General features: G+C 62.5%; 11 protein-coding genes. 4 read left to right on the top strand and 7 right to left on the bottom strand.

Features of this window, described 5'->3' with window-relative positions:
• The first annotated feature begins 44 nt into the window (after positions 1-44).
• On the top strand, positions 45-2,246 hold the full coding sequence (locus tag FTO74_RS08075) for a bifunctional rhamnulose-1-phosphate aldolase/short-chain dehydrogenase (protein WP_162537680.1): 2,202 nt from the start codon (positions 45-47) through the stop codon (positions 2,244-2,246).
• Positions 2,243-3,706, top strand: a complete 1,464-nt coding sequence (locus FTO74_RS08070) for an FGGY-family carbohydrate kinase (protein WP_162537679.1) — start codon at positions 2,243-2,245, stop codon at positions 3,704-3,706. Before FTO74_RS08075 ends, FTO74_RS08070 begins: the two co-directional genes overlap by 4 nt.
• A 295-nt stretch (positions 3,707-4,001) precedes the next feature.
• Here the strand turns inward: FTO74_RS08070 and FTO74_RS08065 are convergent, their stop codons facing one another.
• Genes FTO74_RS08065 through FTO74_RS08050 form a run of 4 tightly spaced genes read right to left on the bottom strand, consistent with a single transcriptional unit; the run spans position 4,002 to position 10,203 of the window.
• Complete coding sequence (locus tag FTO74_RS08065) at positions 4,002-5,267, bottom strand: divalent metal cation transporter (RefSeq protein WP_162537678.1); 1,266 nt, start codon at positions 5,265-5,267, stop codon at positions 4,002-4,004.
• Positions 5,268-5,299: 32 nt separating this feature from the next.
• Positions 5,300-7,708, bottom strand: coding sequence for a phosphoketolase family protein (locus tag FTO74_RS08060; RefSeq protein WP_162537677.1), 2,409 nt, complete (start codon positions 7,706-7,708; stop codon positions 5,300-5,302).
• A 59-nt stretch (positions 7,709-7,767) separates the two neighbouring features.
• Entirely contained in the window at positions 7,768-8,952 is a 1,185-nt protein-coding gene (locus tag FTO74_RS08055; protein WP_255462572.1) for an acetate/propionate family kinase, read from the bottom strand.
• 42 nt (positions 8,953-8,994) lie between these two features.
• Entirely contained in the window at positions 8,995-10,203 is a 1,209-nt protein-coding gene (locus tag FTO74_RS08050; protein WP_174242219.1) for a hypothetical protein, read from the bottom strand.
• A 281-nt stretch (positions 10,204-10,484) separates the two neighbouring features.
• On the opposite strand from FTO74_RS08050, the gene FTO74_RS08045 reads away from it, so the two are divergent.
• A complete protein-coding gene (locus FTO74_RS08045; protein ID WP_162537676.1) occupies positions 10,485-10,952 on the top strand; it encodes a hypothetical protein in 468 nt (155 codons plus the stop codon).
• On the opposite strand, the gene FTO74_RS08040 is transcribed toward FTO74_RS08045, so the two are convergent.
• Both FTO74_RS08040 and FTO74_RS08035 read right to left on the bottom strand, forming a co-directional pair.
• Positions 10,947-11,492: a hypothetical protein gene (locus FTO74_RS08040; protein ID WP_162537675.1), complete on the bottom strand. Its 546-nt coding sequence runs from the start codon at positions 11,490-11,492 to the stop codon at positions 10,947-10,949. The genes FTO74_RS08045 and FTO74_RS08040 overlap by 6 nt on opposite strands.
• A gap of 85 nt (positions 11,493-11,577) precedes the next feature.
• Entirely contained in the window at positions 11,578-12,504 is a 927-nt protein-coding gene (locus FTO74_RS08035) for a hypothetical protein (RefSeq protein WP_220399106.1), read from the bottom strand.
• 196 nt (positions 12,505-12,700) lie between these two features.
• Between FTO74_RS08035 and FTO74_RS08030 the strand changes: the two genes are divergently transcribed.
• A complete protein-coding gene (locus FTO74_RS08030) occupies positions 12,701-13,156 on the top strand; it encodes an SET domain-containing protein-lysine N-methyltransferase (protein WP_255462571.1) in 456 nt (151 codons plus the stop codon).
• A 6-nt stretch (positions 13,157-13,162) separates the two neighbouring features.
• On the opposite strand, the gene FTO74_RS08025 is transcribed toward FTO74_RS08030, so the two are convergent.
• Positions 13,163-15,127: a CCA tRNA nucleotidyltransferase gene (locus FTO74_RS08025; protein ID WP_162537672.1), complete on the bottom strand. Its 1,965-nt coding sequence runs from the start codon at positions 15,125-15,127 to the stop codon at positions 13,163-13,165.
• Positions 15,128-15,322 lie beyond the last annotated feature (195 nt).

The raw sequence follows: 15,322 nt of genomic DNA, 5'->3' as shown, positions 1-15,322 counted from the left end.
TCACGTAGTTCTCAAAAGCGTTTGAACTGAAGGAAAAGGACGTTATGGCCAACCCGAAGCTGCACTACCTCGAAGACCGCTGGGACGACGCAGTCGCCTCCAAACTGGATGCCCCTGAGTTGCTCCGCTACCGCTCCAACCTGCTCGGCTCCGATCTGCGCATCACCAACTTCGGCGGCGGCAACACCAGCTCCAAGTTCGACATCGTCGATCCGCTCGACGGCGAGACCAAGAAGGTTCTCTGGGTCAAAGGCTCCGGCGGCGACCTCGGCAGCATCAAGCGCTCCGGCTTCGCCACGCTCTACCTCGACAAGGTTCTGGCTCTCGAGAAGAGCTACCAGGGCGTCGAGCGTGAGGACGAGATCGTCGGCATGTATCCGCTCTGCACCTTCGGCAACAACCCCGTAGCGGCCTCGATCGACACTCCACTGCACGGCTTCCTGCCCTTCCCCCACGTCGACCACCTCCACCCCGACTGGGGCATCGCCCTCGCGGCCTCGGCCAACGGCCTCGAGAAGATGGAGGAGTTCAACCAACGTTTTGGTCATAAGATCGTGTGGTTACCTTGGCAGCGCCCCGGCTTCGAGCTGGCGATGATGCTCCGTGAGGCGGTCGAGAAGGTTCCCGGCTGCGACGGCGTTGTCCTCGGCGGCCACGGCCTCTTCACCTGGGGCAACACCCAGCGCGAGAGCTACCTGAACACCATCGCCATCATCGACCAGCTCGGCCAGTTCGTCCTCGAGCACGCCGCCAAGAAGGGCGCCAGCTTCGGCGGCCAGAAGCACCTGCCCCACGCCGACCGCCAGAAGGTCGCCCTCAAGCTGATGCCGTACCTGCGCGGCCGCATCTCGAAGAAGCAGCGCGTCATCGGCAGCTTCAGCGACTCCGCCGACGTGCTCAACTTCGTCAACTCGCACTCGGCCCAGCAGCTCGCCTACCTCGGCACAAGCTGCCCCGACCACTTCATCCGCACCAAGATCCGCCCGCTCTTCGTACCGTGGGATCCCGCGACCGACGTCAAGGAGATCGAGCCGCTCGTCGAGCAGGCCCTGACCACCTACCGCGCCGAGTACGCCGAGTACTACAAGGCGCACGCCCTGCCCGAGTCGCCCGCCATGCGCGACGCCAGCCCCACCGTCGTGCTCGTCCCCGGCGTCGGCATGTTCAGCTTCGGCAAGAACAAGGCCGAGTCCCGCATCACCGGCGAGTTCTACACCAACGCCATCCATGTGATGGAGGGCGCAGGCGCGATGGACGAGGACAAGTGCCCGCCCGTGCTTCCGCAGGCTGGCCCCGCAGCTCCCACCTCGGCCTTCAGCGTGCACCAGAACTACGTCGCGCTGCCCCCGAGCGAGGCCTTCCGCATCGAGTACTGGGCGCTTGAAGAAGCGAAGATCCGCCGCCAGCCGCCCGAGAAGGAGCTGAGCCGCCGCATCGTTCTGGTCGTCGGCGGAGCCAGCGGCATCGGCCGTGAGGTCGTCCTGCTCGCAGCCGAGCGCGGAGCCCACATCGTCGTCGCCGACCTCTCGCAGGAGGCCGCACAGAAGGTGGCCGACGAGGCCAAGGCCATCGGCGGCTCCGAGTGCGCCGTCGCCACCCGCATCGATATCCGCAAGCGCGACGTCATCCAGTCCGCACTCGACGCAACCGTCGCAGCCTACAGCGGCATCGACCTGCTCATCAACACCGCGGCCATGTTCCCCTCGTCTCCCGACGGCATCATCACCGATGCCCAGTGGGCGCTCACGCTCGAGGTCAACGTCACGGCGAACTACCTGCTGACCGACGAGGCCCAGCCGCTCTTCAAGGCGCAGGACCTGCCCTCGAGTGTCGTCCTCACCAGCTCGGCCAACGCTGTAGTGCCCAAGCGCGGCTCGGAGGCCTACGACGTCAGCAAGGCAGCGCTCAGCCACCTCGTCCGCGAGCTGGCCGTAGCCTACTCGCCGCTGCTGCGCGTCAACGGCATCAGCCCGGCTACGGTCGTCAAGGGTTCCACCATGTTCCCGCGCGATCGCGTCAAAGCCTCGCTGGCCAAGTACGGCATCCCGTTCGAGGAGTCGCAGAGCGACGATGAGCTGCGCAACGCGCTGGCCCACTTCTACGCCAAGCGCACGCTCACCCACGTCCCCATCGACCCCAAGGACTGCGCCGAAGCGATCCTCTTCGTCGGTGGGCCGAAGGCACCTGTCACCACCGGCCACCTTATCCCGGTCGATGGCGGCCTGACCGAGGCTTATCTCCGGTGATCCCTCGTACAACCGAAGACAACCTAACTCCGCACGACCTCCGCGCCCTTGTCGCTATCGACCTGGGCGCGGAGAGCTGTCGCGTCTCCCTTCTCCGCTGGCTCCCTGAAGGCCCCGAGATTCGCCTGGTCTATCGCTTCGCCAACGAAGCCGTGCCCACCAACGGCGAGCTGCACTGGCAGATGAGCCGCATCCTCACCGAGCTTCACTCCGGCCTCCGGCTCTGCGCCGAGCTTGCTCCCGAGGGCATCCGCTCCATCGCCGTCGATGGCTGGGCCGTCGACTACGTAAAACTCGACGACAACGGCAACGCCGTCGGCGAACCGTTCTCTTACCGCGACACCCGCACCCTCTCCGCCGAGACCGCGATGCACGAGCGCATCTCCGCCACGCAGATGCGCGAGATCACCGGCATCCAGATCAGCCGCATCAACACGGCCTACCAGCTCTTCGCCGACAAGCTGGCCGCGCCGGAGCTGGCTTGCAAGCACTGGCTCAACCTGCCCGAGTACGTCCTCTTTCGTCTCGGCGGTCGCCCCGTCTCCGAGCTGACCAACGCCACCCACACCCAGATGGTCGGGCTGGACGGCGAGTGGTCCCCCGAGATCTTCGAGGCGCTCGAGCTGGAGATCCGCTGCGCCCCGTCCATCGTGCCTCCCGGCACCGACATCGGGCACCTACGCGGCGAGCTTGCCGAGCTTCCCGCCTTCGCCGACACACGCCTCATCGCGCCCTGCTGCCACGACACCGCCTCGGCCATCGCTGCCATCCCCGACGCGGGCAAGGACTGGGCCTACATCAGCTCGGGCACCTGGTCGCTGGTGGGCACGCTGCTCGACGCGCCGGTCAACACCCCCGAGTCCTCCGAAGCCAACTACACCAACCTCGCCGGAGCCGACGGCCGCACCTGCTTCCACCGCAACGTCAACGGCCTCTGGCTGCTGCGTCAGTGCATGGAAGATTGGACCAAGGCCGGAGCGACCTTTACCATCGCCGAGCTGGTCCACGCCGCTGGCCAGGTGCCCACGCCGCACCATCTGATCGACGTAGACGACCCCGATCTGCTGCTACAGGGCGGCATGGCCGACCGCATCAACGCACAGCTTGCGCGTCGCCATTTGGCCCAGTACAGCACAGCTCACGAAGACGCTCCTCATCTGGCCTCGCTCATCTTCCACAGCCTGGCCGCGCGCTACGCCGACGTGCTCAAACACATCGAGCATATGACCAGCAAGCACTTCGAGCACCTCTACATCGTAGGCGGCGGCAGTCAGAACGCTCTGCTCACGCGCCTTACCTCCGAGGCCACGGGGCTACCCATCCGCGGCACCGAAACCGAAAGCTCCACACTCGGCAACTTCGCGGTGCAGTTGGCCACGCTCGAACGGCCCGAAGCCTCGAGCGAACTCACCACCAGCCTGTGGGCAAAGCGTCTCCGCTCCGCAAGCCGAGTCGTATAGCCTCCTCCTCACGCAAATCGTCCTCATGCATGGCTGCGGCATGAGGGCGATTTGCCGTTGCCTGTTTTCTTGGTTGTCATTCAGGAGCGAAGCGGAGGAATCTGCTTCTGTCTTTGCTGTTGCCGTCGTCTTTGCCGTTGGCCTTGCTGTTGCTTCTTTTCCTGCTGTTATTTTTGCTGTTGCTTCTGGGGTAGGTCCGGGCTTTAGCCCGGACATTAAAACCCACCACCAATGCGGGCTTTAGCCCTCGAGGTATGCTTTCTTCCCCGCTGGCGACCATGCTTCGAGTGTCTGCCTACAACACAAAGAAGGCCACGCTGGCCACGACCATCACCAGCGTGGCCAACCACCCCATCACCCGAATCGCTCCACGCAACTTAAGCTCCTGCATAATCTGCTCGTTCCCCGCGATCAACATAATGACCGCCATCACTGGAGCAGCCAGTACTCCATTCACCACCGCGCTCCAGTAGAGCGCCTTCACCGGGTCCAGCTTCGTAAAGTTCAGCGCCACTCCAACAAGCGTCGATACCGCAATCGCCCCATAGAACCACTTCGCTTTCTCGAGCTTCTGATCCAGCCCTTCCCTCCAGCGAAAGGTCTCGGCCAGCGCGTAAGCACTCGATCCCGCGAGCACCGGCACAGCCAGCAGTCCCGTCCCGATAATCCCCGTGGCAAAGATCACAAACGTCAACGGCCCGGCGATCGGCCGTAAAGCCTCCGCCGCTTGCGCCGAGGTCTGGATCGTCGTAATGCCCTTCGCATGCAGCGTCGCAGCCGTCGCATAGATGATGAAGACCGCGATCACATTCGAGATGCACATGCCGACCATGGTGTCGGTCCGAATCCGCTTCAACTGCGGCGCGGCAGTCTCCGGCGACAAGCAGCCCGGCTCAACACCACGCCGCATTCTCTCCTGCACCTCCAGCGACGATTGCCAGAAGAACAGGTAAGGGCTGATTGTAGTTCCCAACACCGCCACCAACGCCATCGCACCGGCGGAGTTCAGTGCAATGCGCGGCACAAACGTTGCGCTTAGAGCCTGCTGCCACGGCAGATGCACGCTGAAGACCACTGCCACATACGCAAACAGAACGACAGTCAACCACTTCAGCGTCCGCGCATAGTTCGCATAGCTGATGAAGACCTCAGCCAGCACGCATACTACCCCGAAGACCACCGTGTACAGCCGTTGATCGCCGCCTATCAGCAGCCGCATCGCCGCACCCATCGCGCCCAGGTCCGCGCCGATGTTGATGGTATTGGCCACCAGCAGCAATACCACGATCGTCCGCACCAGCCACGGCGAGTAATGCCGACGCAGGTTCTCGGCGATCCCCCGGCCCGTCACGCAGCCGATCCTGCCGCTGATCTCCTGAATCGCGATCATCAACGGCAGACTGAACAGCATCGTCCAGGTCAGCGCGTAGCCAAACTGCGCGCCGACCTGGCTATAGGTAGCGATGCCGCTCGGATCATCATCCGCCGCGCCGGTTACAAGCCCCGGTCCGAGCCGCTTCAGAAGACCGGCCTCCTCCGGCTCGGCCTCTACAGCTTTCATGGAGTCACCTTTAATATGTAACTCTCGAGGTGCTATTTAGCTCCCCACTTCCACTCGCGAATCTCCTGCCTGTCGATCCCGTTCTCGTGCGCGTAGCTGATGCTGTCGATGATCTGATCCTGCAGCCACTGCTTGGTATGAGCGGCCTTTGCCTGTAGCTTCGGCACACGGTCGATGACGTCGATCGAGATATTGAACCGATCCACCTGATTCAATATCGCCAGCTCCAGCGGCGTGTTGATGTTGCCCTTCTCCTTATACCCACGCACGTGGAAGTTGTCATGATTCGTATGCCTATACGTCAGTTTGTGAATCAACGAAGCATAGGCATGGAAGTTGAAGATCACCGGCTTATCCTTCGTGAACAGGCTGTCGAACTCGCGTTCGGAGAGCCCGTGCGGATGCTCATGCTCCGGCATCAACCGGAAGAGATCGACCACGTTGATGAAGCGTATCTTCAGATCGGGGCAGCGCTCGCGCAGAATCTCCACCGCGGCCAACGACTCCGAGGTCGGGATATCGCCCGCGCAAGCCATCACCACATCCGGCTCCTCGCCCGCGTCGTTGCTGGCGAAGTCCCATATGCCGATGCCCTTGGTGCAGTGCTTCACCGCCTGATCCATATCCAGATACTGCAGGTGCGGAGCCTTGTCCGCGACGATCACGTTGATGTAGTCCGTGCTGCGCAGGCAGTGGTCGGCCACGCTCAGCAGGCAGTTCGCATCGGGCGGCAGATACACCCGTGTAATCTCCGGGCTCTTGTTAGTCACCAGGTCAAGGAAGCCCGGGTCCTGATGGGTAAAGCCGTTATGATCCTGCCGCCATACCAACGAGGTAATCAGCAGGTTGATCGACGAGATCGGTGCCCTCCAGCGCAGCTCCAGCTTGCTCTTCTCGAGCCACTTGGCGTGCTGGTTGAACATCGAGTCGATGATATGGACGAAGGCCTCATAGCTCGAAAAGAACCCATGCCGCCCCGTCAGCACATAGCCCTCGAACCAGCCCTCGAGCGTATGCTCGCTCAGCATCTCCATCACGCGGCCATTAGTCGCAAGCCATCCGCCATCCGCATCCGAAGGCACCGTCTCCGCCATCCACGCCTTGCCGTGACTACCCGGATAGATCGCGTCCAGCTTGTTCGACGCAGTCTCATCCGGCCCGAAGACGCGGAAGTTGGTCATGTTCTTCCGCATCACATCGCACAGAAAATGCCCCAGCCTATCGGTTGACGAAAGCTCCTCATGACCAGGCGTTTCAATCTTCACGGCATACTCGCGGAAGTCCGGCATGTCGAGCGGCTTGCGCAGCGTTCCGCCATTGGCATGGGGATTACCGCTGATGCGCCGCGTCCCCACCGGGGGCAGCTCCTTCAGCTCCGGAACCAGCGAGCCCTGCTCATCGAACAGTTCCTCCGGCTTGTAGCTCTTCAGCCACTGCTCCACGATCTTCAGCCGCTCCGGGTTCGTCGAGGCATCGAGAACCGGCATCTGGTGTGCGCGCCACGAGCCTTCGAGCTTGTGCCCGTCCAGCTCCTTCGGGCACGTCCACCCCTTCGGCGTCTTCAAAATAATCATCGGCCAGCGCGGACGCGCCGGCGTGCTCCCAGCCGCTGCGCTGCGCGCCTTCTCCTGAATCGCGCGGATCTCCTCCACGCAGAACTCCAGCACGCCCGCCATCTTCTGGTGCATCAGCTCAGGATCATCGCCCTCCACTACATATGGCGTCCAGCCATATCCGTGGAAGAGGCTCTCCAGCTCTTCGGACGAAATACGCGCTAGAATCGTGGGGTTTGCGATCTTGTAACCGTTTAAGTGCAAAATAGGCAGCACCGCGCCATCGGTCACCGGATTGAGAAACTTGTTCGAGTGCCACGACGTAGCCAGCGGCCCGGTCTCGGCCTCGCCATCGCCCACCACCACCGTCACGATCAGGTCGGGGTTATCGAACGCCGCGCCAAACCCGTGCGAGATGCTGTAGCCCAGTTCGCCGCCCTCGTGGATAGAGCCGGGCGTCTCCGGCGTGCAGTGGCTCCCGATCCCGCCCGGGAACGAGAACTGCTTGAAGAACTTCTGCATCCCCTCCGCGTCTTCGCTCTTATCGGGATAGATCTCCGAGTACACACCCTCCAGGTAGCTGTTCGAGAGCGTCGCAGGAGCACCATGCCCGGGGCCGGAGAGGAAGATCAGGTTCAGGTCGTACTTCTTGATGAGCCGGTTCAGATGCACCCACGTAAAGCTCTGGCCCGGGTCCGATCCCCAGTGCCCCAGCAGTCTGCTCTTGATATGCTCCGGCTTCAGCGGCTCGCGCAACAGAGGATTGGCCCGCAGGTAAAGCATCCCGGCGCACAGATAGTTGCAGGCCCGCCAGTAGGCATTCATGCGCCGCAACTCGTCTGCGTTGAGCGGCGCCGGGTTCAATGAAACAGAGGTGTTGCGGTCCATGAAGTTACCTCATTGCATAAAATGTTGGAGCTGCCTGAAGTGAATCTAAACTCGGATATTTATCGTTGTATTGCGTCCATGCGGCTCACGTGCATGGCGATCATGCGGTCTTCCTGCGCCGGGACGACAAGGACTAACGTATGACTATCTGATGCACTAATGCTGTGCGCCCCATCACTCTTCGAATCATTTAGCGAAGAATTAATTGCAACTCCCTGGCTCTCCAGTCCCGCGAGCACCTCGGTCCTCGTCAGCGCATCATGCTCCCCGATGCCGCCCGCGAAGACAATCGCATCCAGCCCGCCCAGCGTCCAGCAGAAGCCCGCAATAGCCTTGGTCACGCTGCGGGTAAAGACCTTCACCGCCAACTGAGCCCGGACGTCCCCCGCAGCAGCGGCCTTGCGTACGGCCCGCATATCGTTCGCCATTCCGCTCAGAGCCACCATGCCGGAGTTGTGGTTCACCATTGCCTCCACAGCCGCGATGGCAGCGTCCTTATCCCCCTGCTGCCGCCGCAGCAGGTAGAGCATCAGCCCCGGATCGAGGTCACCCGGCCGCGTCCCCATCACCACTCCTCCGGTCGGCGTCAGCCCCATCGTCGTGTCCACCGAGCGGCCATCCACCACCGCCGTCACGCTACACCCGCTGCCCAGATGGGCAATCGCCATGCGCCTCGGCAGCGGTCCCGCCACCTGCATCTGGCGCACAATCGACTCGCAACTAAGCCCATGAAATCCATACCGATGCACGCCCTCGGCCCGCACGCTCTCGGGCAGCGCGTACGTCGTCGCCTCCTCGGGCATAGTGCGATGGAAGACTGTGTCGAAGCAAGCATAGTGCCCCACCTGCGGGAACCGCGCCAGCCCCTCGCGGATTACCTTCACCGCCTCTGGATCGTGCAATGGAGCAAACGCTGTAGCCGCTTCGAGAGCCTCCAGTACCTCCGGCGTAACCCGCTGATGATCCTCCAGATGCGGCCCCGGATGCACCACTCGATACCCCACCGCATCCACCGGCTCGGCCACCGTATCAAACACCAGCCGAATCGCCTCCACCTGGCTCCCGGCCTGCACCGTCGATCGCTTGCCCTCCACCTCAAGCTGCGCCTCGGCCCCGCCGATCCCGGTCAGCTCGCCTTCAAAGACGCACCTCAGCCCCGCATCTTCACTCGCCGCACCCGAGTCGAAGATCGAAAACTTGATCGAAGAAGAGCCGCTATTCACCACCAGAATCCGCATCGACATCCTCCCCGGACGCCCCACTCATCTACCCATCATTCGACGCCGTTACTTTCCCGTGTATGAACTCTTCATCAACTTTCTAGCAGCATCGCACTGCGACTGGTCGCCGCCCGGCGCGCAGACCGCCTGGTACTGCTTCATCGCGCCGCCGCGATCGTGCAGCAGATCGTACATCTCTCCCGCGTTCAGCAGCGCCCGCCGCCGCAGCCAGTCGCTGGCGTTGGGCTGGTTGGCCGCCTCCATATAGTGCCCTGCGGCCTCAACCACCTGGTTCTGCCCTCGCTCCGTATCGGCCAGTCCGAACCACGCCATCTGCAACCGCGGATCGACGAAGTACCCCGGCCTGCGCGCATCCGTCAGCACGGCCTTGTAGATCGCAATCGCCTCCGGCCCATGCCCGGCGTCCTTGGTCAGATTGGCCTCCTCCAACCGGAAGAGATAGTCGTGCGGATACTCCGTCGCCAGCCCATGCTGCACCACCAGCGCCTCCCCATAGCGTGCGTCGTGCCGCAGGAACAGCGATAGCGTAGTCCGCGACTCAACCCGCGTCACCACCCCATGCTCAGCCGAGTTGCGCAGCAGCGCCAATCCCTTCTCCTTGTTGCCGCCCACACCGACGATCCCCACCACGAGCCGCACCCAGCGCGGCAGGCTGGCCACGGCAAACTGCTGGATACCGATGGCCATATTGGCATCGGCATACCCCGGATCAATCTTGATCGCCTGCTCCGAGTCGTTCCGCGCCGCATACCCCTGCCGCGCCGCGGAGGCAAAGCTATGATCGACCAGCGTAATGAACGCCGCATGCATCCCTCGTGCAAACCCGCGCGCAAAGTAGGCGTTCGCGTCACTGGAGTTGGTCTTAATCCGCTCATCGCACAGCTTCATCGAGGTGTCAGTCAGGTACTCGATCCTCTGCCGGATCGCCTCCGGCACCTCCACATTGCGCTTGGTCGTCAGAAAGGAATCATGCGCGTAGTAGGTCGTATCCAGCAGATCCTGATGGTACAGCTCGCGGAAGATCGTCACCATCAGCAGGTAGTTATAGGCCATCGGGTTCTCGGGATTGGCCTTCAGCACCTGGTCGAACCGCGCCAGCGAGCCATCGTAGTCCAGGTTGTAGAAGCGTTGATACGCCTCCTGCACCGCCGGGGTCGTGTTCAGCGGATCGGTATGCTCCACCGCCCGCGCCTCCGCCGCACCCCACAGCACAGCCGCCACCAGCAGCAGCTTCACCAGCCGAAGACGGCTCATCACAACGGTTCCAAACTTGTACTGGGCCGAAAAACGTTCCGGAGAGCCTTCAAGTGCATTCGCCTGTCGTCTGCCGAGATTAGGTTGCCACTGCTTACTCTAAGATGCAGCATACCGGGGTTAGACCGCGCCGTGCAGGGTCCGATAGCAAACCTCTCTGCGGTTACGTTTGAGTGCTCCCGAAAGACGCGGCAGTACCCGTACACTATAGCTCCATACGAAAGCTCCACACGAACCCGGGATACCAAGTCGAGGTGAAGGTTGGAGGAGGCAAAGGTCGAATGACGCGTTTTGAGCTCCTATGGCTTCTTCTCAAGCAGGCAAAGACAAATGGATTCGAGTTCCGCAGGTGGTACGTCAGCCACCTGGGGCTGCCGTGGCAGAGCACCCGCCACGCCACGGAGATGCTCTCCGCCGAGCGCCGCTACTACGCGCTGCTCTTCTCCCACGAGTTCGCACGGCACTTCTGGAAGGCGGGCGAGAAGATGACCTTCCTCGTCGAAAAACAGACCTTCCAGCGGGTCAAGCCCGATGGCTCCATCGCCACGGTCCATCGCAAGGGATATACCCGCCGCAGCGGCCGCGAAGACGCCTGGCGCTACCACCTGAAGGAGATCGTCCTGGCCGAGGAGCCGCTGCGATACATGCGACGCTACCTGCGTATCGAAGAGGAGCTGGACGACGCCCCCATCGTTGCAGTCAAAGCGAAGAAGGCCGCATCCATCGTCGCAACCGGCCCCAGGCTATAGCCGGAGAGAACGATCAACACCCCTGCTGCTTTCGCAGCGCCAGAATCTGCCGGATATGATGCCGCCCGTGGACCAGATGAAACCCTCTCCAATGGTCCACCGACATCGGCCCCAGTACCCCATGGCTAATCGCCGCAACATCCCAAACAACGCCCGCGCCACCTCCGCCGCCTGGTTCAGCCGTGCCAGCTCTGCCTGCACGCAGTCGATCAGATCCTCGCCCCCGCGGCACTCCACCGGCTCTCCCGGCAATAGGCTCTCCGGAGCCAGCCGCCCCGATGGAAAAAATCCGAACCGGATCACGCACATCTGCCCCAGCCGCTGCCGTCGATTGGCCCTGGCGCGGGTCGGCCTCCCTCGCTCCACCCTCGTTTGAAACGCCTCGGCAGTCGACCGATACCCCAGCAGCAGATGCCCCACAATCTGCTGCACGCACCACTTCTCCGGATGCCCGCTCGGCCCACGCAACGTCTGCGCCGCCGTCAGTCCGGTCAGCGAGCCGCACAACTCCGCCTCGAGACACTTCAAAGTCGGGTGCATGAAGGTTCTCTCAATATGCCGAGAGCCAGTTGTACACCCACACGCGCTAAAAGTCTGCTGCGAAGAAACGAAAGAGAGTTACCACCTACTGCAACGCCGCGAGCGCCTTCTTCGCCGTCTGTGCCGCATCCCCGTCGGGCGCGAGCTTCAGATAGTTGGTATAGCCTGCGATCGCGTCCTCGCGCTTGGCCAGCTTTTGCGCGTTGATCGCCAGCGCCAACTGCGCCTCAGGGTCCTCGGGATCAATCTTCAGGGCATCCTTAGCTCTCAGGTACGCCGCCATATAGTTGCCCGTGGAGTGGTAGAACTTGGCCACCTTCAGATCCTCGGCCTCACGCTTGCCCATATCCTCAACCTTGGGCATCCGGCGGCGCTGCGAGGCTGTCGAACCCTCCGACCCCTCATCCTTCAAGTCCGGCAGAGGCTCCGCATCTGAAGAAGAGCTGGAAGACGAGCCGGAGTTGTCAGGAGGAGCCGCAGGCCGAGGCGTAGGCGGACCAGCCTTTCCCTCATTGGGATCGTAGACCTTCTCGTTTGGGTCCACCACCGGCAAGGGCACATTCTCCCCTGGAAAAGGAAACGCATCCTTAGCTCCCGAAGCCCCCGATTTGCCCCCCGCAGACGGCGCGGACGCCGCAGGTTGTGGAACAGCAGGAGCAGCAGGAGCAGCCGCCGCAGGCTGAGCTGGGGCCGGATCGGAGCCGGGAAAAGGAAACTGTTCAGCCGCAGGCTTGGGAGCCTCCGGGGAAGCAGGTGCAGGATCGCCGGGGAAAGGAAACGCCGTAGCCGGACTAGCAGGCGCACCAGCCCCATCCGTCGAGACCGACTGCCCCTGCTGCTGAGGCTCACTCCCCGGAGCCGCCTTGCACGGCGGCAGCTTAAAGGCCGGGTCGTCCGAACAGATCGGCAGGATCGGCCGCTGCGCCTCCGCCCGCGAGCCGCACAAAACCACCCCCATAGCCATACCAGCCAGCAGCAACCAGCAACGAACGAATTGGCGACTCACACACATGCTCGACCTAAGTATGCCTTGATTCTCCACTACCCGGCCAACTTTGCTATAGTCAGGCTCGAAGGTTCTTCCTTGCTATCGTCAGGCTCCTCGGAGCCTTTACTTTACATTTGGACGTCGCCCAGCGACGGTTGGTGACCTCGCGTAAAAAACCGCGAGTGGGGATGGTATGGCCAGACACAAACTTCCTAGACTCTTGATCCGCTCCTCGGCCATCCACGCCGCTGGCTGCTACACCCTCGACCCCGTCGCCAAGGGCCAACGCATCGTCGAGTACGACGGCCCGCGCATGGCCAAAGAGGTCGCCGACGCCCGCTACGCCAACCGCTTCGTCACCTACCTCTTCGGCGTCGGCGAAGACGACATGGTCATCGACGGCTTCGGCGCGGCCATGTTCATGAACCACTGCTGCAGCCCCAACTGCGAGACCGAAGAGGTCAACGACCGCATCTACGTAGTCGCCCTGCGCAACATCTCCGCCGGAGAGGAGCTGACCTACGAGTACAACCTCTACGACTCCGACGAGGCCACGCAGGACTGCTACTGCGGTGCGCCCAACTGCCGTGGCACCATGTTCGCCCAGGCCGAGGTCGAGCGCCGCAACGCCCTGGCCCGCAAGAAATCCGCCGCCAAACCGCCGCTCATAGCCTAGAGGCCGCTACCGCTTCTTCTTCACCGGAGCAGCGGCCTTCTTGGTCACGACCTTCTTCGCCGGAACAGCCTTCTTCACCACCGGCTTAGCCACAACCTTGGTCGCCGCCTTCGTCACGACAGCCTTCTTGACGACCTTCGCCGGGGCCGGAGCCGCCTTCTTCGCGGGCACAGCCTTCTTAGCCACCACAACCGGCTTCTTCACCGGTGCGGCCTTCTTCGGAGCTGCCTTCTTCGCCGCCACCGGAGCAGCCTTAGCAGGAGCCGCCTTCACAACAGGCTTGGCCTCCACCTTCTTCGCCACCACAGCCACCGTCTTCACCGGCGCAGCCGCCTTCTGGGGAGCCGCAGCAGGTTTCGCTGGAGCCACAGCCTTAGGCACCACAGCTACTACCGGCTTGGTCGCCGCAGCCTTGGCGGGAGCCGCTACCTTGGCAGGAGCGGGCTTCGCAGCCGCACGCGGCGGAGGCGGCACATCCACATCCTCCTCAGACTCCGTATCGGCCTCCAACTCGTCCTCATCCTGCACGTCGACGTCCGGCGCATCCGAGTCATCGAGATCGTCGTCCGGCTCGTCTTCGTTCTCATCCTCATCGTCCAGCAGGTCCACCGCAGCCTTCCGGCCCCGGCCCTTAGCCGTCTTGGCCTCTTTCTTCGCGGCAGCGCGCAGACGGCGCAGATTCACAGGCGGAGGCGGTGCAGGCGGCGAGTACGGCTCCAGAAACGCCTTCATCTCCTCCGTCGTCGCCAGGTTGCCATCCATCAGTTGGAAGAACAGCGTTTCGATCAGCTCATCGTAGCCCGGCAACTCGGGGACAATCCTCATCTCCTGCAACAGCGTGTAAGGAATCCTCTGCCGCGCCTGTCCCCACTCACCCAGGAAGCTCTTGAATTTGGCCTGCACGGCTCCGCTCTTGGTTGCATAAGCCGCCCAGAGCACCACATCCGGACGCGCCGCCACAATCATCTTCCAGGCCAGCGAGGGCGTCGCCGCAGCCTTCGACCCGAGCTGCGCGGCAAACTCCTTAGCCTCGCCCTCCAGGGCCTCGACCTCAGCCACAAACCCCTGCCGCACAAAGCTCTGCTTCAGGGCCTTCAGTTCGCTCGCCTGCAACTTCGCCGTCAGCAACGGGAAGTTCGCCGCCGCTGCATCCGGATAGATCCCCTGCATCTGCAACTGCGTCTGCAGCTCGCGCAGCTTCTCCAGCTCCGCCACGTTCACCTTGGCCGAGCTCCAGCTAGGCGACAGGTGCTTCATCCACCCCTCCGCCTCCAGCCGTCGCAGCACCCGTAGCGGGTCTTCCTCGTGGAAGATCTCTTCGGTCTCGTACCCGCGCGCAAACTCGCTCAGCACGGAGATGTAATCCTCCTGCTTGCCGGTCTCGTACCGTGCCGCAGTCTTCTCCTCCAACTGCCAGCCCAGCCGGGCCATCAGCCGCGCCGCCCGGATCATCCGCACCGGGTCCTCGATAAACCCGTAGTTGCTCACCAGCCGCAACTCGCGGTTTTCGATATCCGCCACGCCATTCAGCGGGTCCATCAGCAGCCCATAGGAGCCCACATTGAGCGAAAGAGCCATCGCATTTGCGGTAAAGTCACGCCGCCGCAGGTCTTCCTGGATCGTCGAGGGCTTGTACACGGGCTTACCCGGCTTGGGATAGCTGGCCGAGAGCGTGCTGCCAATCTCCATCCGAACGCTGCCCGGGAAGCGCACAAAGAGCGCCTGGCTGGCCTCCGACTCGCCGGAGATGACGCCGCCGACTTTCTCTATATCTTTCTTCAACTTGATGGCATTTCCCTGAACTGCCAGATCAAGGTCGCGCACCGGCGAGCCAGTGGTAAGGTCGCGTACCGCGCCCCCCACCAGAAACACGGTAAAGCCCTTTACCCGTGCGATCTCGCGTACCAGTTCAATCGCTGCCCGCTGCGCTAAGGAAAGACGATTTTCCAATAGGTAGATGTAATCGGCCATATCTTCGTGCCTAAACTCCCAAAAAATCGAGGTAACTGACCCTCTTAAGCTTCACAGAATCAGCATCTTAGAAAGAACAGTGCAGCTCGGCACAAGCGACGATGTTAGCACAGTGTTAGCACAAAGGCTACCCTTCCTGCACCTTTTTCACCGCGCCGTACACCGCTCATTACCGTCCTGTGCGACAATCCGCCA

It is taken from the genome of Granulicella sp. WH15, assembly GCF_009914315.1.
Taxonomy (GTDB): domain Bacteria; phylum Acidobacteriota; class Terriglobia; order Terriglobales; family Acidobacteriaceae; genus Edaphobacter.
The sequence above is the reverse complement of the archived record's forward strand: the minus strand, read 5'-3'. Positions and strand labels throughout refer to the sequence as shown.

Bases quoted from the DNA above. Each gene is read 5' to 3' on its own strand.
- FTO74_RS08075 (WP_162537680.1), top strand. From the start codon at position 45: ATGGCCAACCCGAAGCTGCACTACCTCGAAGACCGCTGGGACGACGCA.
- FTO74_RS08065 (WP_162537678.1), bottom strand. From the start codon at position 5,267: ATGAAAGCTGTAGAGGCCGAGCCGGAGGAGGCCGGTCTTCTGAAGCGG.
- FTO74_RS08060 (WP_162537677.1), bottom strand. From the start codon at position 7,708: ATGGACCGCAACACCTCTGTTTCATTGAACCCGGCGCCGCTCAACGCA.
- FTO74_RS08055 (WP_255462572.1), bottom strand. From the start codon at position 8,952: ATGTCGATGCGGATTCTGGTGGTGAATAGCGGCTCTTCTTCGATCAAG.
- FTO74_RS08050 (WP_174242219.1), bottom strand. From the start codon at position 10,203: ATGAGCCGTCTTCGGCTGGTGAAGCTGCTGCTGGTGGCGGCTGTGCTG.
- FTO74_RS08045 (WP_162537676.1), top strand. From the start codon at position 10,485: ATGACGCGTTTTGAGCTCCTATGGCTTCTTCTCAAGCAGGCAAAGACA.
- FTO74_RS08040 (WP_162537675.1), bottom strand. From the start codon at position 11,492: ATGCACCCGACTTTGAAGTGTCTCGAGGCGGAGTTGTGCGGCTCGCTG.
- FTO74_RS08035 (WP_220399106.1), bottom strand. From the start codon at position 12,504: ATGTGTGTGAGTCGCCAATTCGTTCGTTGCTGGTTGCTGCTGGCTGGT.
- FTO74_RS08025 (WP_162537672.1), bottom strand. From the start codon at position 15,127: ATGGCCGATTACATCTACCTATTGGAAAATCGTCTTTCCTTAGCGCAG.